Here is a 21,665-nt window from a genome sequence, read left to right as displayed (position 1 = left end):
TCTCTCGCCGGATCAGGGCAGCGAGTTGACCAGCTGCTCGACGCTGACGCGCGGACCCGTGAAGAACGGGGTCTCCTCGCGCACGTGCATGCGGGCCTCGGTGGCGCGCAGGTCGCGCATGAGGTCGACGATGCGGTCCAGCTTCGGGGCCTCGAACGCGAGGATCCACTCGTAGTCGCCGAGCGCGAAGGCCGGGATCGTGTTTGCGCGGACGTCGGGGTAGGTGCGGCCGGCCATGCCGTGATCGGCGAGCATCTTGCGGCGGTCGGCGTCGGGCAGCAGGTACCACTCGTAGGAACGAACGAACGGGTACACGCAGATGTAGTCGCCCGGCTCCTCGCCCGCGATGAACGCCGGGACGTGGCTCTTGTTGAACTCGGCGGGACGGTGCAGCGCGACGTTGGACCACACCGGATCGCTGGACTGCCCCAGGTCGGTGGTGCGGCGGAAGTCGGCGTACAGCTTCTGCAGGTCCTCGAGACGCTCCGCGTGCGTCCAGATCATGTAGTCGGCGTCGGCGCGGACGCCCGCGACGTCGTAGATGCCGCGCACGACGGTCTCGGTGTCCTCGTAGGACGCGAAGAAGTCCTGCGCGTTCTTCACCGCGGCGGCGCGGTCCTCACCGAGGACACCCGGCTGAACCTGGAAGACCGAGAACATCGCGTAGCGAAGGGTGGAATTGAGCTTGTCGAAATCGAGGCGTGCCATGGCCTCATCCTGCCACTCGTGCCGCGAGCCGTGTCGCGGCCGTCGTCGCCGACGCGACGCACGCCGGAACCCCGACCCCGTACAGGTAGGCGCCCGCGACCTCGACTCCGTCGATGTCGGCCGCGGCGGTCTCGATCGCGGCGACCCGGTCCAGGTGCCCGGGCGCGAGCTGCGGCAGCCCGCTGTGCCAGCGGGCGACGACCGCATCCACCGGTTCGGTCGAGACCCCTGTCACCGTCTCGAGGTCGGCGCGGGCCATCGCGACGAGCTGCTCGTCGCTGCTGTCGACGACGGCGGCGTCCCCGAACCTGCCGTACGACGCGCGCACCAGCGTGACCTCCCGCTCGGCCAGGTGCGGCCACTTGCGGCTCGACAGGGTGAAGGCCTTGGCGCCCAACGACTCCCCCGTCGCGACCAGGATTCCGGAGTTCTCGGGGACCCCGGTGTCGTCCGGCAGCGCCAGCGCGACGACCGCGGACGATGCGAGCTCGATACCGCGCGCCGCCTCGGCGAGCGCGGGCGCCGAGGCGCCGACGAGACGAACCATGTCGGGTGCGGGCAGCGCGAGCACCACACCGTCCACGTGGCCGACGGGGTCGAGCCACCAGCCGTCGCCGTCCCGGCGCAGGCCGGTCACGGACGCGTCGAGGACGGTGTGCGGCCGGGCCGCCTCGCGCAGCGCGTCGAGCAGGGTGCCGTAGCCGTCGCGCAGAGTCCCGAACACCGGGCCTGGCGACGGTGTCGGCAGAGCAGCCGCCACGGCGGCCGTGAGGCTCGTCGCCCCGGCGTCGAGCGCCGCGGCGAGGGCCGGAAGCGCGGCCCGAACACCGATCGAGTCGGCCAGTCCCGAGTAGACCCCACCGAGCAGCGGGTCCACGGACCGACGCACCACCTGCTCACCGAACCGGCTCGCGACGAGCGACGCGACATCGACGTCGGCGGACCGATCCCAATCGAACGGCATCGTCGGCTCGGCCGCGATGCGCGCGACGGTGTCGGCATCGACGAGCCCGGCGACGGACTGCGCGGTCGCCGGGATGCCCATGAGTGTGCGGGTGGGCAGCGGATGCAACGCACCCTCCGACCAGATCAGCGGCTGGCGACCCGCGGGATGGACCAGCTGGTCCTCGATGCCGAGCTCGACGATCAGCTCGGTCACCTCGGGCCGGCGGGCGATGAACGCTTCCGCGCCGACGTCGACGGGGCCGTCACCGAGAGACACTGTTCGCAGCTTGCCGCCGAGCCGTGATCCCGCCTCCAGAACGGTGATCTCGGCGTCGGGGCCGAGTTGCTGCCGCAACCGGTAGGCAGCGACGAGACCGGTGACGCCGCCACCGACGACCGCAACCGAGACTCGCCCTCCGGTCACAGCGAATGCACCAGCTCCACCACATCGGTCAGGACTGCCGGATCGGTGTCCGGCAGCACCCCGTGACCGAGGTTGAAGATGTGTCCGGTCGCGCCGGCGGCGAGCGCGGCGTCCGCCTCGCGGCAGATGCGCCGAACTTCCCTCTCGACCGCGTCCCAGCCGGCGAACAACACCGCGGGGTCCAGGTTGCCCTGCAGCGCCTTGCCCGGTCCGACGCGGCGTGCGGCCACATCGAGCGGGATGCGCCAGTCGACGCCGACGACGTCGGCACCGGCCTCACCCATCGCGCCCAGCAACTCGCCCGTGCCGACACCGAAGTGGATGCGCGGCACGTGCGCGGACTCGACCTCGGCGAACACCCGCTCGGAGTGCGGCAGCACGAACTCGCGGTACTCGGCCAGCGAGAGCGCGCCCGCCCAGGAATCGAAGAGCTGGACCGCGTCGACGCCGGCGTGCAACTGGGCCTGCAGGAACGCGATGGTGACGTCGGTGATGCGGCCGAGCAGCGCGTGCCACGTCTTGGGATCGGCGTGCATGAGCGCCTTGGTGCGCTCGTGGTTACGGCTGGGACCACCCTCGACGAGGTACGACGCGAGCGTGAACGGCGCGCCGGCGAAGCCGATCAGCGCCGTCTCGCCGAGCTCGGCGGTGAGCAGCCGGACGGCCTGCGCAACCGCGCCCACCTCGTCGGGCACCAACCGAGGCAGGGCCGCGACGTCGGCGACCGTCCGCACGGGATTCGCGACGACGGGACCGACACCGGCGACGATGTCGAGGTCGATACCGGCCGCCTTGAGCGGAACGACGATGTCGGAGAACAGGATTGCCGCGTCGACCTTGTGCCGGCGGACCGGCTGCATGGTGATCTCGCAGACCAGCTCCGGATCGAAGCAGGACTCGAGCATCCCGATTCCTGCCCGGATCTCCCGGTACTCGGGCAACGAGCGTCCGGCCTGACGCATGAACCACACGGGTCGATGCTTCACCGGACGGCCCGTGGCCGCCGCCAACAACGGTGCGTCGTCGAGAACCCGCCTGGCGGGGTACTCGGCGCGCCCGGTCATCCCTGCATTCGTATCTTCCAAGCCGCTCATCGGGGTCCATGCTGCCATGACCCGACGCCGGGGCAGAATCGGCGCGCCTCCACCGTGCTACCAGGTGAGCCGTCTAACGTCCGCTGGTGTGACGACCCCGGGATTACCCAACGAGCCCGCCCAGTTCCGCGCCGCCGTCGACGCGATGAATTCGGCCGTGGTTCGCCCGGAGATCGAGCTCGGCCCGATCCGCCCCCCGCAGCGCCTCGCCCCGTACAGCTACGCGATCGGCGCCGAGGTGCGACACGACGACGGCGAGGCGATCGGCGAGCACCCGGTGTTCTCCGAGGGGGACGCCTTCGGGCGGCTGATCCTGCTCCACGACCCCGACGGTGACGAGGCGTGGAACGGCACGATGCGCCTGGTCGCGTACATCCAGGCCGACGTCGAACCCGCGTTGGCCGCGGACCCGCTACTGCCCGAGGTGGCCTGGAGTTGGCTGGTCGACGCGCTCGACGAGAAGGCGGACGAGATAGTCGCCTTGGGCGGGACGGTGACCGCGACCAGTTCGGTTCGGTACGGAGACATCGCCGGTCCGCCGCGCGCCCACCAGTTGGAGTTGCGTGCGTCCTGGACGGCCACCTCGACACAGCTGGCCTCCCACGTCGAAGCGTTCTGCGACGTCCTCGCGTATGCGGCGGGCCTGCCTCCCGCCGGAGTCACCAAGCTCGGCAAGCGGAGTCGTTAACCCGCGTCCTCGCGCACGTGCCCGCCCTCCCCGCGCTGCGCCGCCCGCGCCCACCCGAGGAAGTCGGCAACACCCTGCACGACCGCAGCGCTCCGGATCGACGGGAATATGTCGAACGCGTGCTGCGCCCCTCGCAGCTCCGCATACGCGACGGGATTGCGCGACACCTCACGCAGCCGGCGTACGAACTCCCGCGCCTCGGCGACCGGGATGAACGAGTCGCTCGCACCGTGCACGACGAAGAACGGCGGGGCGTCCGGCCGCAGGTGAGCGAGCGGTGACGCGGCCTCGTAGTCCTCCGGGAACCGCGCCTTCTTGCCCAGCACCATCGGCATGAGACCGGACTCGACACGCAGCCGCGTCGCCTTGATCCCGGTCTCGCCGGTGAAGTCGTAGACGCCGTAGTGCGGGGCGCACGCCTGGATGGAGGTGTCGGCATCCTCGAATCCCGGCTGCAATCCCGGCTCGTTGGCGGTCAACGCCAGCATTGCTGCCAGATGCCCGCCGGCGGAGCCGCCCGTCACGGCCACGAATCCCGGGTCGCCCCCATAGCTTGACACGTTGTCCCGCAACCACGCCACCGCCTGCTTGACGGCGACGAGGTGCGCGGGCCACACCGCCCTGGGCGACAGCGGATAATTGACCGCCGCACACACCCACCCGCGCGAGGCCATCTCCAACATGAGCGGGACGCCTTGATGATCCTTGCTGCCGATCACCCATCCGCCGCCGTGGACCTGGAGCAACACCGGCGCGTCCGTGGGAATGTCCCGACGGTGGTAGACGTCGATCCGGAAGCGTCGGCCACCCGGCGCGTACGCCAGGTTGCGCACCCTGACCACGTCGTCACGCCGCATCCGGAACGGCAGCGCCAGCTGTCGCCACGGCACCCCGACGGGCGGCACCGATTCGCCCGCGGCGGAGCGATAGTCGGAACCGAGCGCCGAGGTGAGCGCAGCCTCGACCTCCACACGGGCGCCCCGCCCGGCCGCGATCACGGCCGCCAGGCCCGCGGTGGACAGTCCGGCCGCCGCGAGTCCCACCACGTCGGCCTTGGTGCGCACCCCGCGACGCGCCACGTGGATCGCGGAATCGACGACGGCAGCCGCGAGCAACTGCGGAGCAAGCTCTGCGGTGAGCCAGCCGGCGAGAAAGGTGGGCACCGACAGCGGCATGCCCGGAATCGGACGAAGCGCGTTCGCCGCGAGTCCGGCGGTTGCAACCTGCCGCAACAGGAACCTGTTACTGATGCTCATAAACCCCATTCAACCATGACCTTTGTCACAACGCACACGTGAAACTGGAACAGGTTCTACCGTTGATTGCATGGAGAGACTCAGTGGAATGGACGCCAGCTTCCTCTACCTCGAAACCCCGACGCAGATGCTGCACGTGTGCGGACTCATCATTCTGGACGGGTCCACCGTGCCGGGTGGCTATTCTTTCGCGAAACTGCGCGACGAACTCGCGATTCGCGTGAAGGCGATGCCCAGCTTCAAGCGTCGGCTCGCGGACAGCCGCTTCAACCTGGACCATCCGGTGTGGGTCGACGACACGGACTTCGACATCGACCGGCACTTCCACCGGATCGCCGTGCCCGCACCCGGAGGCCGCGACGAGCTGTCCGAGCTGTGCAGTTCGATCGCCAGCCAGCCCATGGACCGTTCCCGGCCGCTGTGGGAGATGTTCGTCATCGAGGGCCTCGAGGACGGGTCCGTCGCCGTCATGTCGAAGATGCACCACGCCAACGTCGACGGCGTGACGGGCTCCAATCTGATGTCCCAGCTGTGCGGCCTCGAGCCGGACGCGCCCCGCCCCGACTTCGATCAGCTCCCCGAGGGCGCCGGCCGCGCGAGCTCGCTCGACATCGCCGTGGGCGGGCTGATGTCGTTCGCGTCCCGCCCCCTCAAGATGGTGAAGCTGCTGCCGGAGAGCGTCACCCTGCTGCCCCGCTGGATCGGCCGGGCCCGCAAGGGCGAGGCGATGCCGACACCGTTCACCGCGCCCCGCACCTCGTTCAACGGCGCGATCACCGGTCGACGGACACTCGCCTACCAGGAGTTGAGCCTCGACGACGTGAAGCTCGTGAAGAACACCTTCGGGGTGAAGGTCAACGACGTCGTGCTGACGCTGTGCGCGGGGGCGCTCCGCAAGTACCTCGAGGACCGCAACGAACTTCCCGACACCTCGCTCGTCGCGACGGTGCCGGTCTCGGTGCACGACAAGTCCGACCGCCCCGGCACCAACCAGATCTCGGTGATGTTCACCCAGCTCGGCACCGAGATCGCCGACCCGGTCGAGCGGCTGCACTTCATCGCCGAGCACAACGAGATCAACAAGAACCATCACGCCGAGTCGCTGGGCGCCACGTTGCTGCAGGACTGGGCGCAGTTCGCCGCGCCGGCCACGTTCGGCAGCGCGATGCGCGTGTACTCCAAGCTGAAGCTGGCCGAGCGACACCCCGTCGTGCACAACCTCGTCGTGTCGAACGTGCCCGGTCCGCCGATGCCGCTCTACTTCCTGGGCGCTCGCATCAAGCAGATGTACCCGCTCGGACCGGTGTTCCACGGCGCCGGCCTGAACGTCACCGTGATGTCACTCGAGGGGCGGCTCGACGTGGGTCTCGTCTCGTGCAAGGAGCTCGCACCTCGGCTGTGGGACCTCGCGGACGCCTTCCCCGAGGCCTTGGCCGAACTGGTCAGCGCCGCACGCGCGCAAGCACCGAAGAAGAAGCAGCCAGCAGCCCCTCGGTGAACGGACCCGCGTTCATGACGCAGGACGAATGACCGCAGTCCACCTCGTACGTCGCGGCGCCGGCGATCTGGCGGGCGAGCCAGCGCTGGCGCCGCGGCGGGATGATCAGGTCTTTGGTGGGCACCACGACGGCGGTCGGGACGTCGATGTCACCCACCCAGGCCGTGGAGTCGAACTTGCCGATCTCGGCGGTCGCCCGGCCGATGGCGCCGTAGCTCGTCTCCCGGAACTGGGAGTACGCCCACACTCGGTCACCACCGAACCTCGGCCCGCCGACGGGCACCGGGCCGGGGCGTGGTTTGAGGGCGCCCAGCCCGTAGCTCAGGGACTCGAGTGCGACCCGTTCACGCGAGTTGCGCTTGAAATGCGCGGCGCCCGCGCACAACACGAGACCGGCGACGCGATCGCGGTGCCGCTTCCACATCAGCTGCGAGACAAGCGAACCCATCGAGTACCCGACCGGGACGACGCGATCCAGCGCGAGCACGTCCGCCAGTGCCGCGACGTCGTCGGCGCAGTCCTCGAGGGTGAACCGCTCGGATCGGATGCCTCGGCCGTGCCACCGCTGGTCGAGCACCACCACCCGCGCCTTCTCGGCGAGCTTCGCGATCGCGGGGTACCACGTCAGCGTGCCGGTGCACGCGAGCGCGTGCAGGAGAACGAGCGTCGGCGAGTCCGCGTCCCGTTCGGTGGTCCCGGTGTCGATCACGTACGTGCTGCCACGACCCGGTAACTCGACCATCGATCCCACCGGCATCTCGCCGACGGGCGCGACGGCGGCCGCAAGATTGACCATCGAACTACCTCTCGATTCGGAAAAACTGAAACTTGTTCTACCTCATGGTCGGGGGCGCTGCCGGGCAATCCGGCATTCCGACCGAAGCTTCCTCCGGCCGGGAGGCGGGTCCACCGGCACAATCAGCCCGCAGTAGTGGTCTTGGTCACACGTCCAGCTTTGCGTCGAAATCCGGTCGGACACGCGTCCGCCGACGTGGAAATCGTTCCTGCCCACGTAGAGTTCTGGCCTATGCCAGACAGCACCGAGCCCACCACCCCCGTGCCCCTGCTGGTTCCGGCCGACGGTGTGCCACCGGTGATCGAGACCGCTGCCGGGGTCCGCGACGCCGCCGAACGTCTCGCGGCCGGCACGGGCCCGCTGGCCGTCGACGCCGAGCGCGCCTCCGGCTTCCGTTACTCGTCGCGCGCCTACCTCGTGCAGCTGCGGCGGGCGGGGGCCGGATCGTTCCTGCTCGACCCGATTCCGACCGCGGAAGACCTCGAACCGCTGCGCGACGCGATCAACGGCCTCGAATGGGTTCTGCACTCCGCCGACCAGGACCTGCCGTGCCTGGCCGAACTCGGCCTCGAACCGGCCGCCCTGTTCGACACCGAACTGGCCGGACGCCTGGCCGGTTTCGAGCGCGTCGGACTGGCCGCGATCGTCGAACGCACCCTGGGCCTCGAACTTCGCAAGGGCCACGGCGCCGCCGACTGGTCGACCCGCCCACTGCCCGATGCGTGGCTCAATTACGCGGCCCTCGACGTCGAGGTACTCCTGGAACTGCGGGAGGCGATGGCGACGGAACTCGCCGCACAGGGCAAGACTGAATGGGCCGCACAGGAATTCGAGCATGTCCGGCTGGCCGGACCGCCTCAACCCAAGCCGGACCGCTGGCGCCGGACGTCACAGATCCACAGCCTCAAGAGCCCGCGCCAGCTCGCCGCGGTCCGGGAACTGTGGACCACCCGCGACGAGATCGCGCGCAAACGCGACATCTCCCCCAGCCGCATCCTGCCGGACTCGGCAATCGTCACCGCCGCGAGCGCCGACCCCAAGAGCATCGACACACTGCGGGCCTTGCCGGTGTTCGGCGGGCCCCGCCAGCGCAGGTCGTCACGCATCTGGCTGGGCGCGCTCGAGCGTGCTCGCGCCCTGCCCCAGAACGAACTGCCCCCGGTCAACCAGCCGTTCACCGGACCGCCGCCACCGAGTCGCTGGGCCAAGCGCGATCCCGACGCCGCGGCGCGACTGGCCACGGCGAAGACCGGGATCGCCGAACTGAGCGAACGCGTTGGGGTACCCGTCGAGAACCTGCTGAGCCCGGACCTCGTGCGCCGGGTGTGCTGGGAGCCGCCGGCCACCCCCACGACGCCGGACGCCGAAGCCGCGGCCGCCGTCGACGCCGCGCTCGCGGCGGGCGGCGCCCGCCCGTGGCAGCGCGATCTGATGGTGCCGATCCTGGTCGAGGCCCTCCGCGCACAGGCCTGACCAGCACATACGGGCCGCCCACCGCCCCGTATGTTACTGGCGGGTAATTAGCGCTACAGTGGTGCGTGTCGGGTCATTGCACCCGCCGTGACCGCATCGTTCCCGCCAGGAGGAATCCAGCGTGGTTGTTTCCGCCAACTCCAGAAACGTCGTCTTCGTCGACGGCATCCGCACGCCGTTCGGCAAGGCCGGACCGAAGGGCATCTACGCCGAGACCCGCGCCGACGACCTGGTCGTCAAGGCCATCCGCGAACTGCTGCGCCGCAACCCTCAGCTCGACCCCGCTCGGGTCGACGAGGTCGCCATCGCCGCGACCACGCAGACCGGCGACCAGGGCCTGACCATCGGGCGCACGTCCGCGATCCTCGCGGGCCTGCCCGAGACGGTTCCCGGCTTCGCGATCGATCGCATGTGTGCCGGCGCGATGACCGCCGTCACCACCACCGCGTCGGGTATCGGCTTCGGCCAGTACGACGTCGTCATCGCCGGCGGGGTCGAGCACATGGGCCGCCACCCGATGGGCGAGGGCGCAGACCCGAACCCGCGTTTCCTCGCCGACCGCCTGGTCGACCCGAGCGCGCTGGTCATGGGCAACACCGCCGAGAACCTGCACGACCGGTTCCCGTCGATCACCAAGGAGCGCACCGACGCCTACGCCGTCGCGTCGCAGAACAAGTACGAGGCCGCCAAGAAGGCCGGGTACATCGCCGACACGCTGGTACCCGTCGCGACCCGCTCGGCATCGGGCTGGGGCCTGGCCACCGAGGACGAGCCCCCGCGCCCGGGCACCACGCTCGAGGATCTCGCGAGGCTCAAGACCCCGTTCCGCCCCGCCGGACGGATCACCGCCGGTAACGCCGCGGGGCTCAACGACGGCGCCACCGCCGCAATCCTCGCCGGCGAGGACACCGCCACCGAGATGGGCCTGCCGATCGGGATGCGCATGGTGGGCTTCGCGTTCCAGGGCGTCGACCCGGCCGTCATGGGCATCGGCCCCGTCCCGGCCACGGAGAAGCTGTTGGCCCGGACCGGCCTGAAGATCGAGGACATCGGCCTCTTCGAGATCAACGAGGCGTTCGCCGTCCAGGTGCTCGCGTTCCTCGAGCACTTCGGTATCGCCGACGACGACCCGCGCGTCAACCAGTGGGGCGGCGCCATCGCGTGCGGCCACCCGCTCGCATCGTCCGGTGTGCGCCTGATGACGCAGCTGTCGCGGCAGTTCGCGCAGAACCCGGGTGTCCGCTACGGCCTGACGACCATGTGCATCGGGCTCGGCATGGGCGGCACCGTCATCTGGGAGAACCCCAATCACAAGGACTACGCAGCCTACGAAGCCGGAGCCAAGTAAATGACCGACATCGCAAACGCTTTCGCCGACGAGGTCGTGACCGAGGCGTACACGAAGCTGATCACGGTCCCGGGCATCGACGGCCCGGTCGCGCTGATCACCCTCGACAACGGCTTCGACCACACCAAGCCCAACTCGTTCGGCCCCCGCGGCCTGCTCTCGTTCGACAAGGCGCTGGACGAGGCGTTCGAGGCGAAGCCCGCCGCGATCGCCGTCACCGGCAAGCCGTTCATCTTCGCGGCCGGCGCCGACCTCAAGGGCGTGCCGTCCATCAGCTCCCGCGAGCAGGGCCTCGAGCTCGGCCGCTTGGGCCACAAGGTGTTCCGTCGCCTGCGCGAGTCCGACGTGCCGACGTTCGCGTTCGTCAACGGGGTCGCGCTCGGCGGCGGCCTCGAGGTCGGACTGCACTGCCACTACCGCACCTACGCCGACAACGTCGGCGCACTCGGCCTGCCCGAGGCCATGCTGGGTCTGGTTCCCGGCTGGGGCGGAACCCAGTTGCTGCCCAACCTGATCGGGCCGTCGAACGCCGTCACCGTCGCGATCGAGAACCCGCTCAACAACGGCAAGGTGATCAACTCGAAGAAGGCGCTCGAACTCGGCATCGCCGACATCGTGCTCGGCTCCGCCGACTTCATCGAGCAGTCCCTCGCGTGGGCGGCGAAGGTGATCGCGGGCGACGTCACCCCGGCCCGGCCGGAGATCGACCGCGGCGCAGGCTGGGACGAGGCCATCGCTCGGGCCAAGGCGATCGTCGAAGGCAAGACCAAGAACAACGCGCCCGGCGCGGTGCGCACCGTCGAGCTGCTCGAGCTGGCCCGCACCACCGACCTCTCCGACCCGAAGTCGCTCGACGCCGGGTTCGCAGCGGAGGACGACGCGCTCGCCGACCTGCTCATGACCGACGAACTGCGCGCCGGCCTGTACGCCTTCGATCTGGTGAACCGCCGCGCGAAGCGCCCGGCCGGGGCCCCCGACAAGTCGTTGGCGCGCAAGATCTCCGGTGTCGGCATCGTCGGAGCCGGCCTGATGGCAAGCCAGCTGGCGATGCTGTTCGTCAAGCAGCTCAAGGTGCCGGTGATCCTCACCGACATCGATCAGGAGCGCATCGACAAGGGTGTCGGCTACGTCCACGGCGAGATCGACAAACTGCTCGCCAAGGGCCGTCTGTCGCCGGACGGCGCCAACCGCCTCAAGGCGCTCGTGACGGGTTCGCTGGACAAGGCCGCGTTCGCGAACACCGACTTCGTCATCGAGGCCGTCTTCGAGAACATGGACGTCAAGAAGAAGGTCTTCGCCGAGCTCGAGGAGCACATCTCCCCCGAGACCGTGCTGGCGACCAACACCTCGTCGCTCTCGATCACCGAGATGGCCGCGGACCTGAAGCACCCCGAACGGGTCGTGGGCTTCCACTTCTTCAACCCGGTCGCTGTGCTTCCGCTGCTCGAGGTCATCAAGGGCGAGAAGACCGACGACGCCACTCTGGCAACGGCGTTCGCTACCGCGAAGGCGCTGAAGAAGTCGGCCGTGGGCTCGGCCGATCTGCCTGGCTTCGTGTTCAACCGACTGCTCATCCGGGCGCTCGGTGAGGTCATGAACGCCGTCGACGAGGGCACCCCGTTCGATGTCGCCGACAACGCGATCGCCGAACTCGGCATGCCCATGACGCCGTTCACGCTGCTCGCGCTGGTCGGGCCGGCCATCGCGCTGCACACCGGCGAGACCCTCAACGCCGCCTACCCGGAGCGGTTCAAGCCGTCGCCCGGACTCGAGGCGATCGTCGAGGCGCGCAAGCCCGGCGTGTGGACCTGGACCGACAAGGGCCAGGTCGTCGACCCGGAGGTCGCCGCGCTGTGGCAGCAGGGCGACAAGCCGTCGACGTCCGAGGAGGTTCTCGAGCGCACCCGGCGCGCGTTCGCCGAGGAGATCCGGATCATGCTCGAGGAAGGCGTCGTCGCCGCCCCCGAGGACATCGATCTGTGCCTGATCCTCGGTGGCGGGTTCGGCTTCTGGAACGGCGGCATCACGCCGTACCTGGACCGAACCGGCACGTCGGAGGCCGTGAACGGCAAGACGTTCCTGGCCAAGGGCGTCGCGAGCGTCTGATCGACCCACGCGCGGAGGGCGCGTCCCGATACGGGGCGCGCCCTTCGCGTGTGTCCGACAGTAGGTTAGGCTCCCCTTCACCCCAACGAAGGAGTCTCCAGGTGTTCGCGTTCACGAAGCGGCGTCGGATCGCCGCCACCATCGCCGCGCTCGGCGCAGCGACACTCGTCGCCGGCTGCTCGTCCGGCGACGACACGACCGCCGCCGGCACGGAGTCCGGCGGGGCCTTCCCCGTCACGATCGCGAACACGTTCGGCTCCACCACCATCGACGCCGCGCCCGAGCGGATCGTCACCCTCGGCTGGAACGCCGAGGACATCGTGTACGCCCTCGGCGGCACCCCCGTCGGCATGCCGAAGAACTCCTACGGCGCCGACGCGAACGGCGTCATGCCGTGGCTGTCCGACAAGTTCGACGCGAGCAGGACCACCCTCCTCGACACCGCCACGTCGACGCCGATCGAAGCGATCGCCACGCTCGCACCGGATGCGATCCTCGCGCCCTACGAGGGCTTCGACCAGGCCACCTACGGCCAACTGTCCGCGCTCGCGCCCACCGTCGGGTACCCCGGCAAGGCGTGGCAGACGACATGGCAGGACCAGACCACCATCGTCGGTCAGGCGATGGGCAAGTCCGACGAGGCCACGGCGCTGATCGACGGCATGGACAAGATGCTCGCCGACACCGCCGCCGCGCATCCCGAGTTCGCCGGCAAGACCCTCTCGGTGATCAACCTCGACACCACCAACGGTCAGGTCAACGTCTACAAGCCCACCGACCCGCGCGTACAGGTTCTCACCGAACTCGGTTTCGTGAACTCGCCCGGCGTGGAGAAGATCGCCGCCGAGAGCGACCCCGACAGCTTCTTCGCCAGCATCTCCGCCGAGCGCATCAACGAGGTCGACGCCGACGTCGTGATCGCCTTCGTCCCGGATCAGGCCGAGGCCGCGAAGAACCCCGGCTACAACACGCTCGGTGCCGTCCAGCGGGGCAGCGCCGTGCCGCTGTCCGACACCCAGGTCGTCGCCGGCCTGAGCCGCACCGGCGTCCTGGCGACGCCGTGGGTCATCGACAAGATCACCCCGCAGCTGTCCGAGGCCGCCGAGAAGGTCGGCTGACGACCTGCCGTAGCGCCCGGTCCGGTTGATCCCCGCGACAAGCGAATTCGGCGTAGCGTCCCGTCTGAACGATTCCTTCGGCGGGAGGCGAGCCATGTCGAACCTCGACACCACCGGCCAGCCCCCGGCCGCTCACGCGGCCGTCGGGCTGGCCGTTCTGTTCTCGGCCGCGGCCGCCCTCGGCGGCTTCCTGTTCGGTTACGACACCGCCGTCATCAACGGGGCCGTCAACGCGATCCGCGACCGCTACGACATCGGGGCCGGCGCGACCGGGCTGTCGGTGTCGCTGACGCTACTCGGCGCGGCGCTGGGCGCCTGGGTGGCCGGGAGCATCGCGGACCGACTCGGCCGCATCCGGGTCATGCAGATCGCGGCCGTGCTGTTCGTCGTCGGCGCCCTCGGCTCGGCCTTCCCGTTCGGGATCGTGGACCTGACGCTCTGGCGGATCCTCGGCGGGATCGCGGTCGGTTTCGCTTCGGTGATCGCCCCCGCCTACATCGCGGAGATCGCGCCGGCGGCGATCCGGGGCCGGCTCGGTTCGATGTACCAACTCGCCATCGTCCTCGGGATCGCGGTCTCGCAACTCGTGAACTACGCGATCTCCGACGCCGCCGGCGGTGGTCGCGGCGAACTGTTCGGTGTCGAGGCGTGGCAGTGGATGCTCGCCGTCGAATCCGTACCCGCCCTGCTCTATCTCGTCATGACGTTCACGATCCCGGAGTCACCGCGGCACCTGGTGCGCTGCGGTCGCGAGAACGCCGCCCGCAAGATCATCGGAGAGCTCGAGGGCGGAGACGACGATGCCGTCCGCAGTCGCATCGAGGAGATCCGCACCTCACTCGGTGCCGAGCGGGCGCGCGTCGGCGTGCGCGCCCTGTTCGCCAAGTCGACCGGCGTGTCCGCGCTCGTCTGGGTCGGAATCGCGCTCGCGGCCCTTCAGCAGTTCGTCGGCATCAACGTGATCTTCTACTACTCGAGCACCCTCTGGCAGGCAGTGGGCTTCGGCGAGGACCGCTCGTTGCTGATCAGCGTCGTGAGCGCGCTCGTCAACATCGTGGGCACGTTCGTCGCGATCGCCGTGATCGACCGCATAGGACGCAAGCCCCTGCTGTTGATCGGCTCCGTGGGCATGGCCGTATCCCTCGGCACCGCCGCAGTGTGTTTCCATTCGGCAACAGTGACGACCAACGAGATCGGCGAGTCCGTCGCCACCCTCGAGGGGGCGTCCGGCACGGTCGCGCTGGTCGCCGCCAATGCCTTCGTCTTCTTCTTCGCGCTGTCCTGGGGGCCGGTCGTCTGGGTGCTCATCAGCGAACTGTTCCCCAACCGCATTCGCGCCGCCGCGGTGGGCATCGCCACCGCTTCCAACTGGGTCGCCAACTTCCTGGTGTCCGCGACCTTCCCGTCGCTCGCCGACTGGAACCTCTCGCTCACGTACGGGGGCTACGCCGTGATGGCGGTGGTCTCGATCTTCGTGGTGAGCAGGTTCGTCACCGAGACCCGCGGGCGCACCCTCGAGCAGGCCGGCTGACGCTACGCCCAGTGCGACGGCCGGGGTAGCGCATCGGGGAGCATCGTGCGGGCATCGCCGCGAGCCGCATTGATCTGGAACCGGCTGAGGAACAGTGCACTCGACAGATTCGCTCCACGCAGGTCCGCACCGCGCAGATCCGCGCCGATCAGATCGGCCCACCGCAGGTCCGCCCCGCGGAGGTTCGCGCCGATCAGCCAGGCACCACGCAGGTTGGCGCCCCGCAGATCCTGGCCCGCCAGCTTCGCCCCCATCAGATCGGCGCCGCGACGGTTCAGACCCCGGCCCCGGGCCTGGTTGCGAACGAGTTCACTGACCTGCAGCAGCACGACGTTGACCGCGTCGCGCCGTGCGCCCACGTCGAGGCCCACCAGCTCGGCGGGCGGTCGCTCGGTCAGGCGCAGCGTCTCGTCTCGCAGAGCCGTCAGCTCGGGACGCAGCCGGTCGGCAACGCGCAGTCGCAGCGACTCCTCCAGGTACCAGAGGAGCTCGTGCAGCTGGCGCATCACCGGGAACACGTCGAACATCTCACGCGCGACGCCGGGCGAGTCGCGCCAATCGACGCCTCCGAACGTCACCTGCGACACCTGCTGGCCGGCACCGAAGCAGTCGTACACGGTGCACCCGGCGAATCCTCTGTCCCGCAACTGTGAGTGGATACCGCAGCGGAAGTCGTCCAGCAGGTTGCGGCACGGCTCTCCCCCGGCCTTGTCCACGGCGAAGTCGCTCGACGCCGCGAAAGGCAACGCGACACAGCACAGCCCGAAACAGCTCGAACAGTCCGAGACCAACTCGGGCGACGCGATCGGCTCCGGCACCGAGACCTCCTGACGGATCGGGAATCACCATTTCCGCACGAACCGAACCATGCGTGCAAATCATTTGCCGGACAGCGTCACTCGACCCTCCGTCGTCGGCCGCCGGTTGACGGGCGCGAACGGTCCGGCCGACACTGGTCGTGGCTCCCCGCGACGTTGCACCGAGCGGCACCCGGCGCCGTCGGGGCCCGTGCCACCGGACGTGCCGCGGCGGGAGGAACCCGATGAGCATCGACCCGAAACAGGCCCACATCTGGATCGTCGGCGGTGGCATCGCCGGCATGGCAGCGGCAGTCTTCGCCATCCGGGACGCCGGCGTGCCCGGCGAGAACGTGCACATCCTCGAGCAACTCGACATCGAGGGCGGCTCGCTCGACGGCGCCCGTTCCCCCGCGGTCACCGACGGGTGGGTCACGCGCGGGGGACGCATGCTCGAGGAGGAGGCGTACCGATGCACATGGAATCTGTTCGAGTCGATCCCCTCACTCGAGAATCCCGACATCAGCGTCCGGCAGGAAATCCGCGACTTCAACGAGAAGGTCAGGACGGACGACAAAGCGCGCCTGATCGATTCGCGTCACAACATCGTCGACGCGTCGCAACTCGGTCTCGACAACAGGGATCGACTCGAGATGATGCGGCTACTGGGCCTGCCCGAACGCGCCCTCGGCGCCCGCCGTATCGACGAGATGTTCGGTGACCACTTCTTCACCACCAACTTCTGGCAGATGTGGCGGACCACGTTCGCCTTCCAGAAGTGGCACTCCGCCGCCGAGCTGCGACGCTACTTCCTGCGCTTCGTCCAGGAGTTCCCCCGTATCCACACGCTGTCCGGGGTCCGGCGCACCGTCTACAACCAGTACGACTCGATGGTCGTTCCGCTGCAGCGGTGGATGTGGTCCCGCGAGGTCGACGTCCGATTCGCGACCCGCGTCGTCGACATCGACTTCACAGCGGACGGACAGCCGCGGCGCGCGATCCGGCTGCACATCGAGGATGCGAACGGTCGGTCGACGATCGAACTGGGCAAGAACGACTACATGTTCGCCACACTCGGATCGATCACGGCCGACACCACCTACGGCGGCAACGACGACGTGCCCGCGCTGATCCGCGACCGCGTCGACCGCAGCTGGTCACTGTGGGAAGAGATCGCGAAGAAGGCCTCGGACTTCGGCCGGCCCAACACCTTCTACGGCAACATCGACGAGAACAAGTGGGAGTCGTTCACCCTCACGATGCGCGGCGACAAGCTGCTCCGCCGCATCACCGAGTACACCGGCAACGAACCCGGAACCGGCGCCCTGACCACGTGGTTCGAGTCCGGCTGGCACCTGTCGACGGTGGTCGCCTACCAGCCGCACTTTCCGCAGCAACCCGAGGGCGTGTACACGCTGTGGGGGTACGGGTTCGACATCGACAACGAGGGCGACTACGTCAGGAAGAAGATGTCGCAGGCCACCGGGCGGGAGATCCTCACCGAACTGATCCACCAGTACGGCTTCGAGGACATCCTCGACGAGGTGCTCGCCACCACCGACGTCACGACCGTCATGATGCCGTACGCCTCAGCGCTTTTCAGCCGCCGAGTCCCGGAGGACCGCCCCGAGGTGATTCCTGCCGGCGCGCAGAACTTCGCGTTCCTCGGGCAGTTCACCTCCCTACCCGAGGACGTCGTGTTCACCGTCGAGTACTCGGTGCACGGCGCGATGCACGCGGTCTACACGCTGTTCGCCGTCGACAAGCCCATCCCGCCCGTCTACCACGGCCTGCTCGACCCCAAGGTCGGGGTCAGGGCACTCGAGGCGGCGTTCCGGTAGGTCCCGTCAGCCGATGGCCGGGTTCGACTTGTCGGCGTCCTCGTCGAGCCCGCCACCGGTGCGTAGCCGGTCCAGCCCGACCACCCACCCGGTGACCTGACGAGTGACATCCTGCGCGGTGAGGCCGAGCTCGCGATGGATCTGGTCGCGCGACGCATGGTCGAGGAACTGCTGCGGCACGCCGAGATCGCGGCACGGCACATCGACCCCGGCGGCGCGGAGCGCCGCCGACACCGTGGACCCGATACCGCCGTGCAGACCGCTGTCCTCGATGGTCACGACCATCCGGAAGTTCTCGGCGAGCTTGATCAAGGACTCGGGCACCGGCAGCACCCAGCGCGGATCGATCACCGCTGCGGTGATGCCGTGCTGCGCGAGCCGTTCGGCGGCCTCGAGCGCGACACCGGCGAACGAGCCGACCGCGACGAGGAGCACGTCGCCGCGCTCGCCTTCCGGCATCTGCAGTACGTCCACGACGCCGTCCAGCCGACGGATCGCCGGGACATCCTCGCCGACGGCGCCCTTCGGGAACCGGATGACGGTGGGCCCGTCGTTCACGGCCAGCGCCTCGTCCAGCTCCTCGCGCAGCGTCGCCGCATCACGCGGGGCCGCCACCCGGATGCCCGGCACGATCCCGAGCAGCGACAGATCCCACATACCGTTGTGGCTGGCACCGTCGGCGCCGGTCACCCCGGACCGGTCGAGGACGATCGTCACGGGCTGCTTCAGCAGCGCGACGTCCATGAGCAGCTGGTCGAAGGCGCGGTTGAGAAACGTCGAGTAGATCGCGACGACGGGATGCATGCCACCGAGAGCGAGACCGGCGGCCGACGTGACCGCATGCTGCTCGGCGATCCCGACGTCGAACATCCGCTCCGGGAAACGCTCCCCGAACCCCGCCAGCCCCGTCGGCCCGGGCATCGCCGCGGTGATCGCGACGATGTCGGCCCGTTGCTCCGCCTGCGCGATCAGTTCCGACGAGAAGACCGACGTCCAGTCGGGTGCGGAGGTGCCGCGAGCGCGGCCGGTGAGAGGGTCGATGACGCCGGTGGCGTGCATCTGGTCGGCGAGATGGTTCTCGGCGGGCGCGTACCCCATGCCCTTCCGGGTGACCGCGTGGACGATGACCGGTCCACCGAACGCCTTCGCGCGGCGCAGCGCCGACTCCATCGCGGCCTCGTCGTGCCCGTCGACCGGGCCGAGGTACTTGATCCCGAGATCGGTGAACATCACCTGCGGGCTGACGGCGTCCTTGAGGCCCGCCTTCATCCCGTGCAGCAACTGGTAGGCGGCGCGACCGACCCACGGCATCTTCTTGACCATCCGGCGGCCGTTGTCGAGCATCCGCTCGTAGCCGGGCTGCAGGCGCAACGACGCGAGATGGTCGGCGAGACCACCGATCGTCGGCGCGTACGAGCGGCCGTTGTCGTTGACGACGATCACGACCGAACGGTCCTTGCCGGCAGCGATGTTGTTGAGCGCCTCCCAACACATACCGCCGGTCAGGGCGCCGTCGCCGACCACGGCCACGACGTGCCGGTCGCGCTGCGCCGAGAGCTCGAACGCCTTCGCCAGCCCGTCCGCGTAGGACAGCGCCGCCGACGCGTGCGACGACTCGACCCAGTCGTGTTCGCTCTCGGCACGCGACGGATAGCCGGAGAGACCGCCCTGCTTGCGCAGCGAGTCGAACTCGTCCTTACGACCGGTGAGGATCTTGTGGACGTAGGCCTGGTGGCCGGTGTCGAAGATGATCGGGTCGGAGGGGGACTCGAACACCCGGTGCAGCGCGAGCGTCAGTTCGACGACCCCGAGGTTGGGGCCGAGATGGCCGCCTGTCGCGGAAACCTTCTGGACCAGGAACTCGCGGATCTCCGAGGCGAGCTCACGGAGCTCCTCCGAGTCGAGCCGACGCAGGTCGTCAGGCGTCTGGATGCGGGCAAGGACACCCAACGAGATCGCTCCCTCCAGCTGGTTCACGGGCTGCCACGCGACAGCCCGCCAAGTCTACGGAGCCACCGGAGACGACGACGTCCGGCATCGATTCCCACGACACCGCCGCGGCCGACCCGTGCCGGATGACACAACCAAGACTGTGCGCTCATCCTACTGTTGCTCCATGGGCAACGTGGTCGACGAGTTCATCACCCGCGTGTACGACGTCGTCTGCACCGACCGGGGCGGCGAGGTCGCCGACTACATCCCGGAACTGGCGGCCGTGGCGCCCGACGGACTCGGAATCGCCGTGGCCACCGCCGACGGGCACGTCTACCAGGTCGGCGACACGTCGGTGCCGTTCACCATCCAGTCCATCTCGAAACCCTTCACGTACGCGCTCGCCCTCGCCGACCGCGGCGTGGACGCCGTCGCCGAGAAGATCGACGTCGAGCCTTCCGGGGAACCGTTCAACGAGATCAGCCTGGATCCGGACACCGAGCGTCCGCGCAATCCCATGATCAACGCCGGTGCGATCACCGCGGCCTCGCTCATCGCGGGCGCGAATTCGGCGGAACGGTTCGAGAGGATCCGCACGCTGTACTCGCGCTGCGCGGGACGTCCGCTGACCCTCGACGAGGCCGTCTACGACTCCGAGGCCCGCACCGGGCACCGCAACCGGGCGATCGGATACATGCTTCGGTCGTTCGGCGTCATCACCGACGACCCCGACGACGCCGTCGACGTGTACTTCCGGCAGTGCTCGATCGAGGTCACGTGCCGAGATCTGGCACTGATGGCGGCGACGCTCGCGAACAACGGCGTCAACCCCCTCACCCGGGACCGGGTGCTCAACCCCGCGCTGGTCGAGCGGGTGCTGAGCGTCATGACGACGTGCGGGATGTACGACGCCGCCGGCGAGTGGGTGACGGAGGTCGGCATGCCCGCCAAGAGCGGCGTCGGGGGCGGTGTCCTGGCTGTGCTGCCCGGCCAACTGGGGATCGCGGTCTACTCGCCCCGGCTGGACCGGCACGGCAACAGCGTGCGGGGCGTACAGGCCTGCCGCGCACTGTCCGCCGACCTCGAACTGCACTTCCTGCACGTCACCCGCGCGGCCCGGTCGTCGATCAGGGCGCGGTACAGCGTCTCCCAGGCGCCCTCGCGCACGCGGCGCACCGAGGCCGAGCAGCAGTCGCTGGAGGCCTTCGGCGATCGCGGGCGGATTTACGAGTTGCACGGCGACCTGCTGTTCGCCGGCGCCGAGACCGCCGTCCGGGAGATCGAGGCCGAACGGGCGGACCTCGAGGTGGTCGTGGTCGATGTGCGCCGGGTCGACGACGTCAGCGGCGTCGCCCGCCGGATGATCGAGGCCCTGCGCGCCGACCTCGCCACCGGCGATTGCCGCACGGCCCTCGTCGACCCCGACGGCCTGTTCGGCCACGCCACGTCGAGCCTGACCCCCGACGATCCACGCGGGCGGGTATTCGCAGATCTCGACTCGGCGACCCGTTGGTGCGAGGAAGTCCTGTTGGACAGGCATTGCGGCGTCGGCAGGCAACCGGAGTCGATCGAGCTCGAGGCCCACCCCCTCCTGGCCGACCTGACCGACGCCCAGTTCGAGCGCTTCGTCGACGAACTGGAACTGCGGACCAGCGCACGCGGCGAGGTCGTCGCGCGGCGCGGCCAGCCGGCGTCGGGCATTCATCTCATCCTGTCCGGGCGGGCCAGTACCACCGTGACGACCGAGGACGGCGTGATCCACCCGATCACCACGCTGTCCGCCGGAATGTCGTTCGGAGAGATGCCGACGCTGCTCGGTTCCACCTATCTCAACGACGTCCGCGCCGACACCCCGCTCACCCTCGCCGTCCTGCCTCCGGACGGGTTCGCGCGGCTCACCGGCAGCGCACCCGAGATCAAGGCGGCCCTTCTCGAGCGCCTTGCCGCCATGGCGTACGGACAGCTGGAAGTGCTGCTGCGAACGTTCGAACACCACGGACGGAGCTGACGCCGCACCGAACGCACCGACTGGTCCGATTCGCGCCGGGCACCGCAGCGCGTGCGCGGCCGTCCGGTCTCGCGAGACCACGGAATTCGATTGCGCGGGCAC

16 protein-coding genes are annotated in these 21,665 nt (G+C 69.3%); 9 read left to right on the top strand and 7 right to left on the bottom strand.

Features of this window, described 5'->3' with window-relative positions:
* Window positions 1–12: 12 nt before the first annotated feature.
* From hemQ to hemE, 3 genes are read right to left on the bottom strand one after another with little or no spacing between them, the layout of a single operon-like run.
* Window positions 13–708, bottom strand: a complete 696-nt coding sequence (gene hemQ / locus C7H75_RS11270; protein WP_005513577.1) for a hydrogen peroxide-dependent heme synthase — start codon at window positions 706–708, stop codon at window positions 13–15.
* 4 nt (window positions 709–712) lie between these two features.
* Window positions 713–2,077 (bottom strand): protoporphyrinogen oxidase, encoded by a 1,365-nt coding sequence (locus C7H75_RS11265; RefSeq protein WP_106851359.1) that lies wholly within the window; start codon window positions 2,075–2,077, stop codon window positions 713–715.
* A complete protein-coding gene (gene hemE, locus C7H75_RS11260; RefSeq protein ID WP_013415835.1) occupies window positions 2,074–3,141 on the bottom strand; it encodes a uroporphyrinogen decarboxylase in 1,068 nt (355 codons plus the stop codon). The genes C7H75_RS11265 and hemE overlap by 4 nt, the downstream gene beginning before the upstream one ends.
* Before the next feature lie 118 nt (window positions 3,142–3,259).
* Between hemE and C7H75_RS11255 the strand changes: the two genes are divergently transcribed.
* On the top strand, window positions 3,260–3,859 hold the full coding sequence (locus C7H75_RS11255; protein ID WP_005513582.1) for a DUF3000 domain-containing protein: 600 nt from the start codon (window positions 3,260–3,262) through the stop codon (window positions 3,857–3,859).
* Here C7H75_RS11255 and C7H75_RS11250 read toward each other — a convergent pair.
* Window positions 3,856–5,115: an alpha/beta hydrolase gene (locus tag C7H75_RS11250; RefSeq protein WP_233281902.1), complete on the bottom strand. Its 1,260-nt coding sequence runs from the start codon at window positions 5,113–5,115 to the stop codon at window positions 3,856–3,858. The genes C7H75_RS11255 and C7H75_RS11250 overlap by 4 nt on opposite strands.
* 70 nt (window positions 5,116–5,185) lie before the next feature.
* On the opposite strand from C7H75_RS11250, the gene C7H75_RS11245 reads away from it, so the two are divergent.
* Entirely contained in the window at window positions 5,186–6,613 is a 1,428-nt protein-coding gene (locus tag C7H75_RS11245) for a WS/DGAT/MGAT family O-acyltransferase (RefSeq protein ID WP_037084328.1), read from the top strand.
* On the opposite strand, the gene C7H75_RS11240 is transcribed toward C7H75_RS11245, so the two are convergent.
* Complete coding sequence (locus C7H75_RS11240) at window positions 6,558–7,409, bottom strand: alpha/beta fold hydrolase (protein ID WP_005513585.1); 852 nt, start codon at window positions 7,407–7,409, stop codon at window positions 6,558–6,560. The two genes, C7H75_RS11245 and C7H75_RS11240, sit on opposite strands and share 56 nt — an antisense overlap.
* A 231-nt stretch (window positions 7,410–7,640) precedes the next feature.
* Between C7H75_RS11240 and C7H75_RS11235 the strand changes: the two genes are divergently transcribed.
* The 5 genes from C7H75_RS11235 (at window position 7,641) to C7H75_RS11215 (ending at window position 14,985) form a co-directional block, all read left to right on the top strand.
* Complete coding sequence (locus tag C7H75_RS11235; protein ID WP_022595585.1) at window positions 7,641–8,882, top strand: HRDC domain-containing protein; 1,242 nt, start codon at window positions 7,641–7,643, stop codon at window positions 8,880–8,882.
* 121 nt (window positions 8,883–9,003) lie between these two features.
* Complete coding sequence (locus tag C7H75_RS11230; protein WP_005513587.1) at window positions 9,004–10,230, top strand: thiolase family protein; 1,227 nt, start codon at window positions 9,004–9,006, stop codon at window positions 10,228–10,230.
* A complete protein-coding gene (locus C7H75_RS11225; RefSeq protein WP_084987574.1) occupies window positions 10,231–12,336 on the top strand; it encodes a 3-hydroxyacyl-CoA dehydrogenase NAD-binding domain-containing protein in 2,106 nt (701 codons plus the stop codon).
* 101 nt (window positions 12,337–12,437) lie between these two features.
* Window positions 12,438–13,454 carry an iron-siderophore ABC transporter substrate-binding protein gene (locus C7H75_RS11220; RefSeq protein ID WP_013415831.1) on the top strand — a complete coding sequence of 339 codons (1,017 nt, stop codon included), beginning with the start codon at window positions 12,438–12,440 and terminating at the stop codon, window positions 13,452–13,454.
* Between the two features lie 94 nt (window positions 13,455–13,548).
* Entirely contained in the window at window positions 13,549–14,985 is a 1,437-nt protein-coding gene (locus C7H75_RS11215; RefSeq protein ID WP_005513591.1) for a sugar porter family MFS transporter, read from the top strand.
* A gap of 2 nt (window positions 14,986–14,987) precedes the next feature.
* Here the strand turns inward: C7H75_RS11215 and C7H75_RS11210 are convergent, their stop codons facing one another.
* On the bottom strand, window positions 14,988–15,803 hold the full coding sequence (locus C7H75_RS11210) for a pentapeptide repeat-containing protein (RefSeq protein WP_106851357.1): 816 nt from the start codon (window positions 15,801–15,803) through the stop codon (window positions 14,988–14,990).
* A 224-nt stretch (window positions 15,804–16,027) separates the two neighbouring features.
* Between C7H75_RS11210 and C7H75_RS11205 the strand changes: the two genes are divergently transcribed.
* Window positions 16,028–17,623: an oleate hydratase gene (locus tag C7H75_RS11205; RefSeq protein ID WP_005513597.1), complete on the top strand. Its 1,596-nt coding sequence runs from the start codon at window positions 16,028–16,030 to the stop codon at window positions 17,621–17,623.
* Between the two features lie 6 nt (window positions 17,624–17,629).
* Here C7H75_RS11205 and dxs read toward each other — a convergent pair whose 3' ends face one another.
* A complete protein-coding gene (gene dxs, locus C7H75_RS11200) occupies window positions 17,630–19,573 on the bottom strand; it encodes a 1-deoxy-D-xylulose-5-phosphate synthase (RefSeq protein ID WP_084868278.1) in 1,944 nt (647 codons plus the stop codon).
* Window positions 19,574–19,739: 166 nt separating this feature from the next.
* Here dxs and glsA point away from each other — a divergent pair, with 166 nt between their 5' ends.
* Window positions 19,740–21,563 (top strand): glutaminase A, encoded by a 1,824-nt coding sequence (glsA, locus tag C7H75_RS11195; protein ID WP_106851356.1) that lies wholly within the window; start codon window positions 19,740–19,742, stop codon window positions 21,561–21,563.
* The last annotated feature ends 102 nt before the right edge of the window (window positions 21,564–21,665 follow it).

Source organism: Rhodococcus (subgen. Prescottella) equi (genome assembly GCF_003013675.1).
Taxonomy (GTDB): Bacteria; Actinomycetota; Actinomycetes; order Mycobacteriales; family Mycobacteriaceae; genus Prescottella; species Prescottella equi.
This window is presented reverse-complemented; position numbering and strand designations above follow the sequence as displayed.

Bases quoted from the DNA above. Each gene is read 5' to 3' on its own strand.
- C7H75_RS11250 (WP_233281902.1), bottom strand. From the start codon at position 5,115: ATGAGCATCAGTAACAGGTTCCTGTTGCGGCAGGTTGCAACCGCCGGA.
- C7H75_RS11235 (WP_022595585.1), top strand. From the start codon at position 7,641: ATGCCAGACAGCACCGAGCCCACCACCCCCGTGCCCCTGCTGGTTCCG.
- C7H75_RS11205 (WP_005513597.1), top strand. From the start codon at position 16,028: ATGAGCATCGACCCGAAACAGGCCCACATCTGGATCGTCGGCGGTGGC.
- C7H75_RS11225 (WP_084987574.1), top strand. From the start codon at position 10,231: ATGACCGACATCGCAAACGCTTTCGCCGACGAGGTCGTGACCGAGGCG.
- C7H75_RS11215 (WP_005513591.1), top strand. From the start codon at position 13,549: ATGTCGAACCTCGACACCACCGGCCAGCCCCCGGCCGCTCACGCGGCC.
- hemQ (WP_005513577.1), bottom strand. From the start codon at position 708: ATGGCACGCCTCGATTTCGACAAGCTCAATTCCACCCTTCGCTACGCG.
- hemE (WP_013415835.1), bottom strand. From the start codon at position 3,141: ATGACCGGGCGCGCCGAGTACCCCGCCAGGCGGGTTCTCGACGACGCA.
- C7H75_RS11240 (WP_005513585.1), bottom strand. From the start codon at position 7,409: ATGGTCAATCTTGCGGCCGCCGTCGCGCCCGTCGGCGAGATGCCGGTG.
- C7H75_RS11245 (WP_037084328.1), top strand. From the start codon at position 5,186: ATGGAGAGACTCAGTGGAATGGACGCCAGCTTCCTCTACCTCGAAACC.
- glsA (WP_106851356.1), top strand. From the start codon at position 19,740: ATGGGCAACGTGGTCGACGAGTTCATCACCCGCGTGTACGACGTCGTC.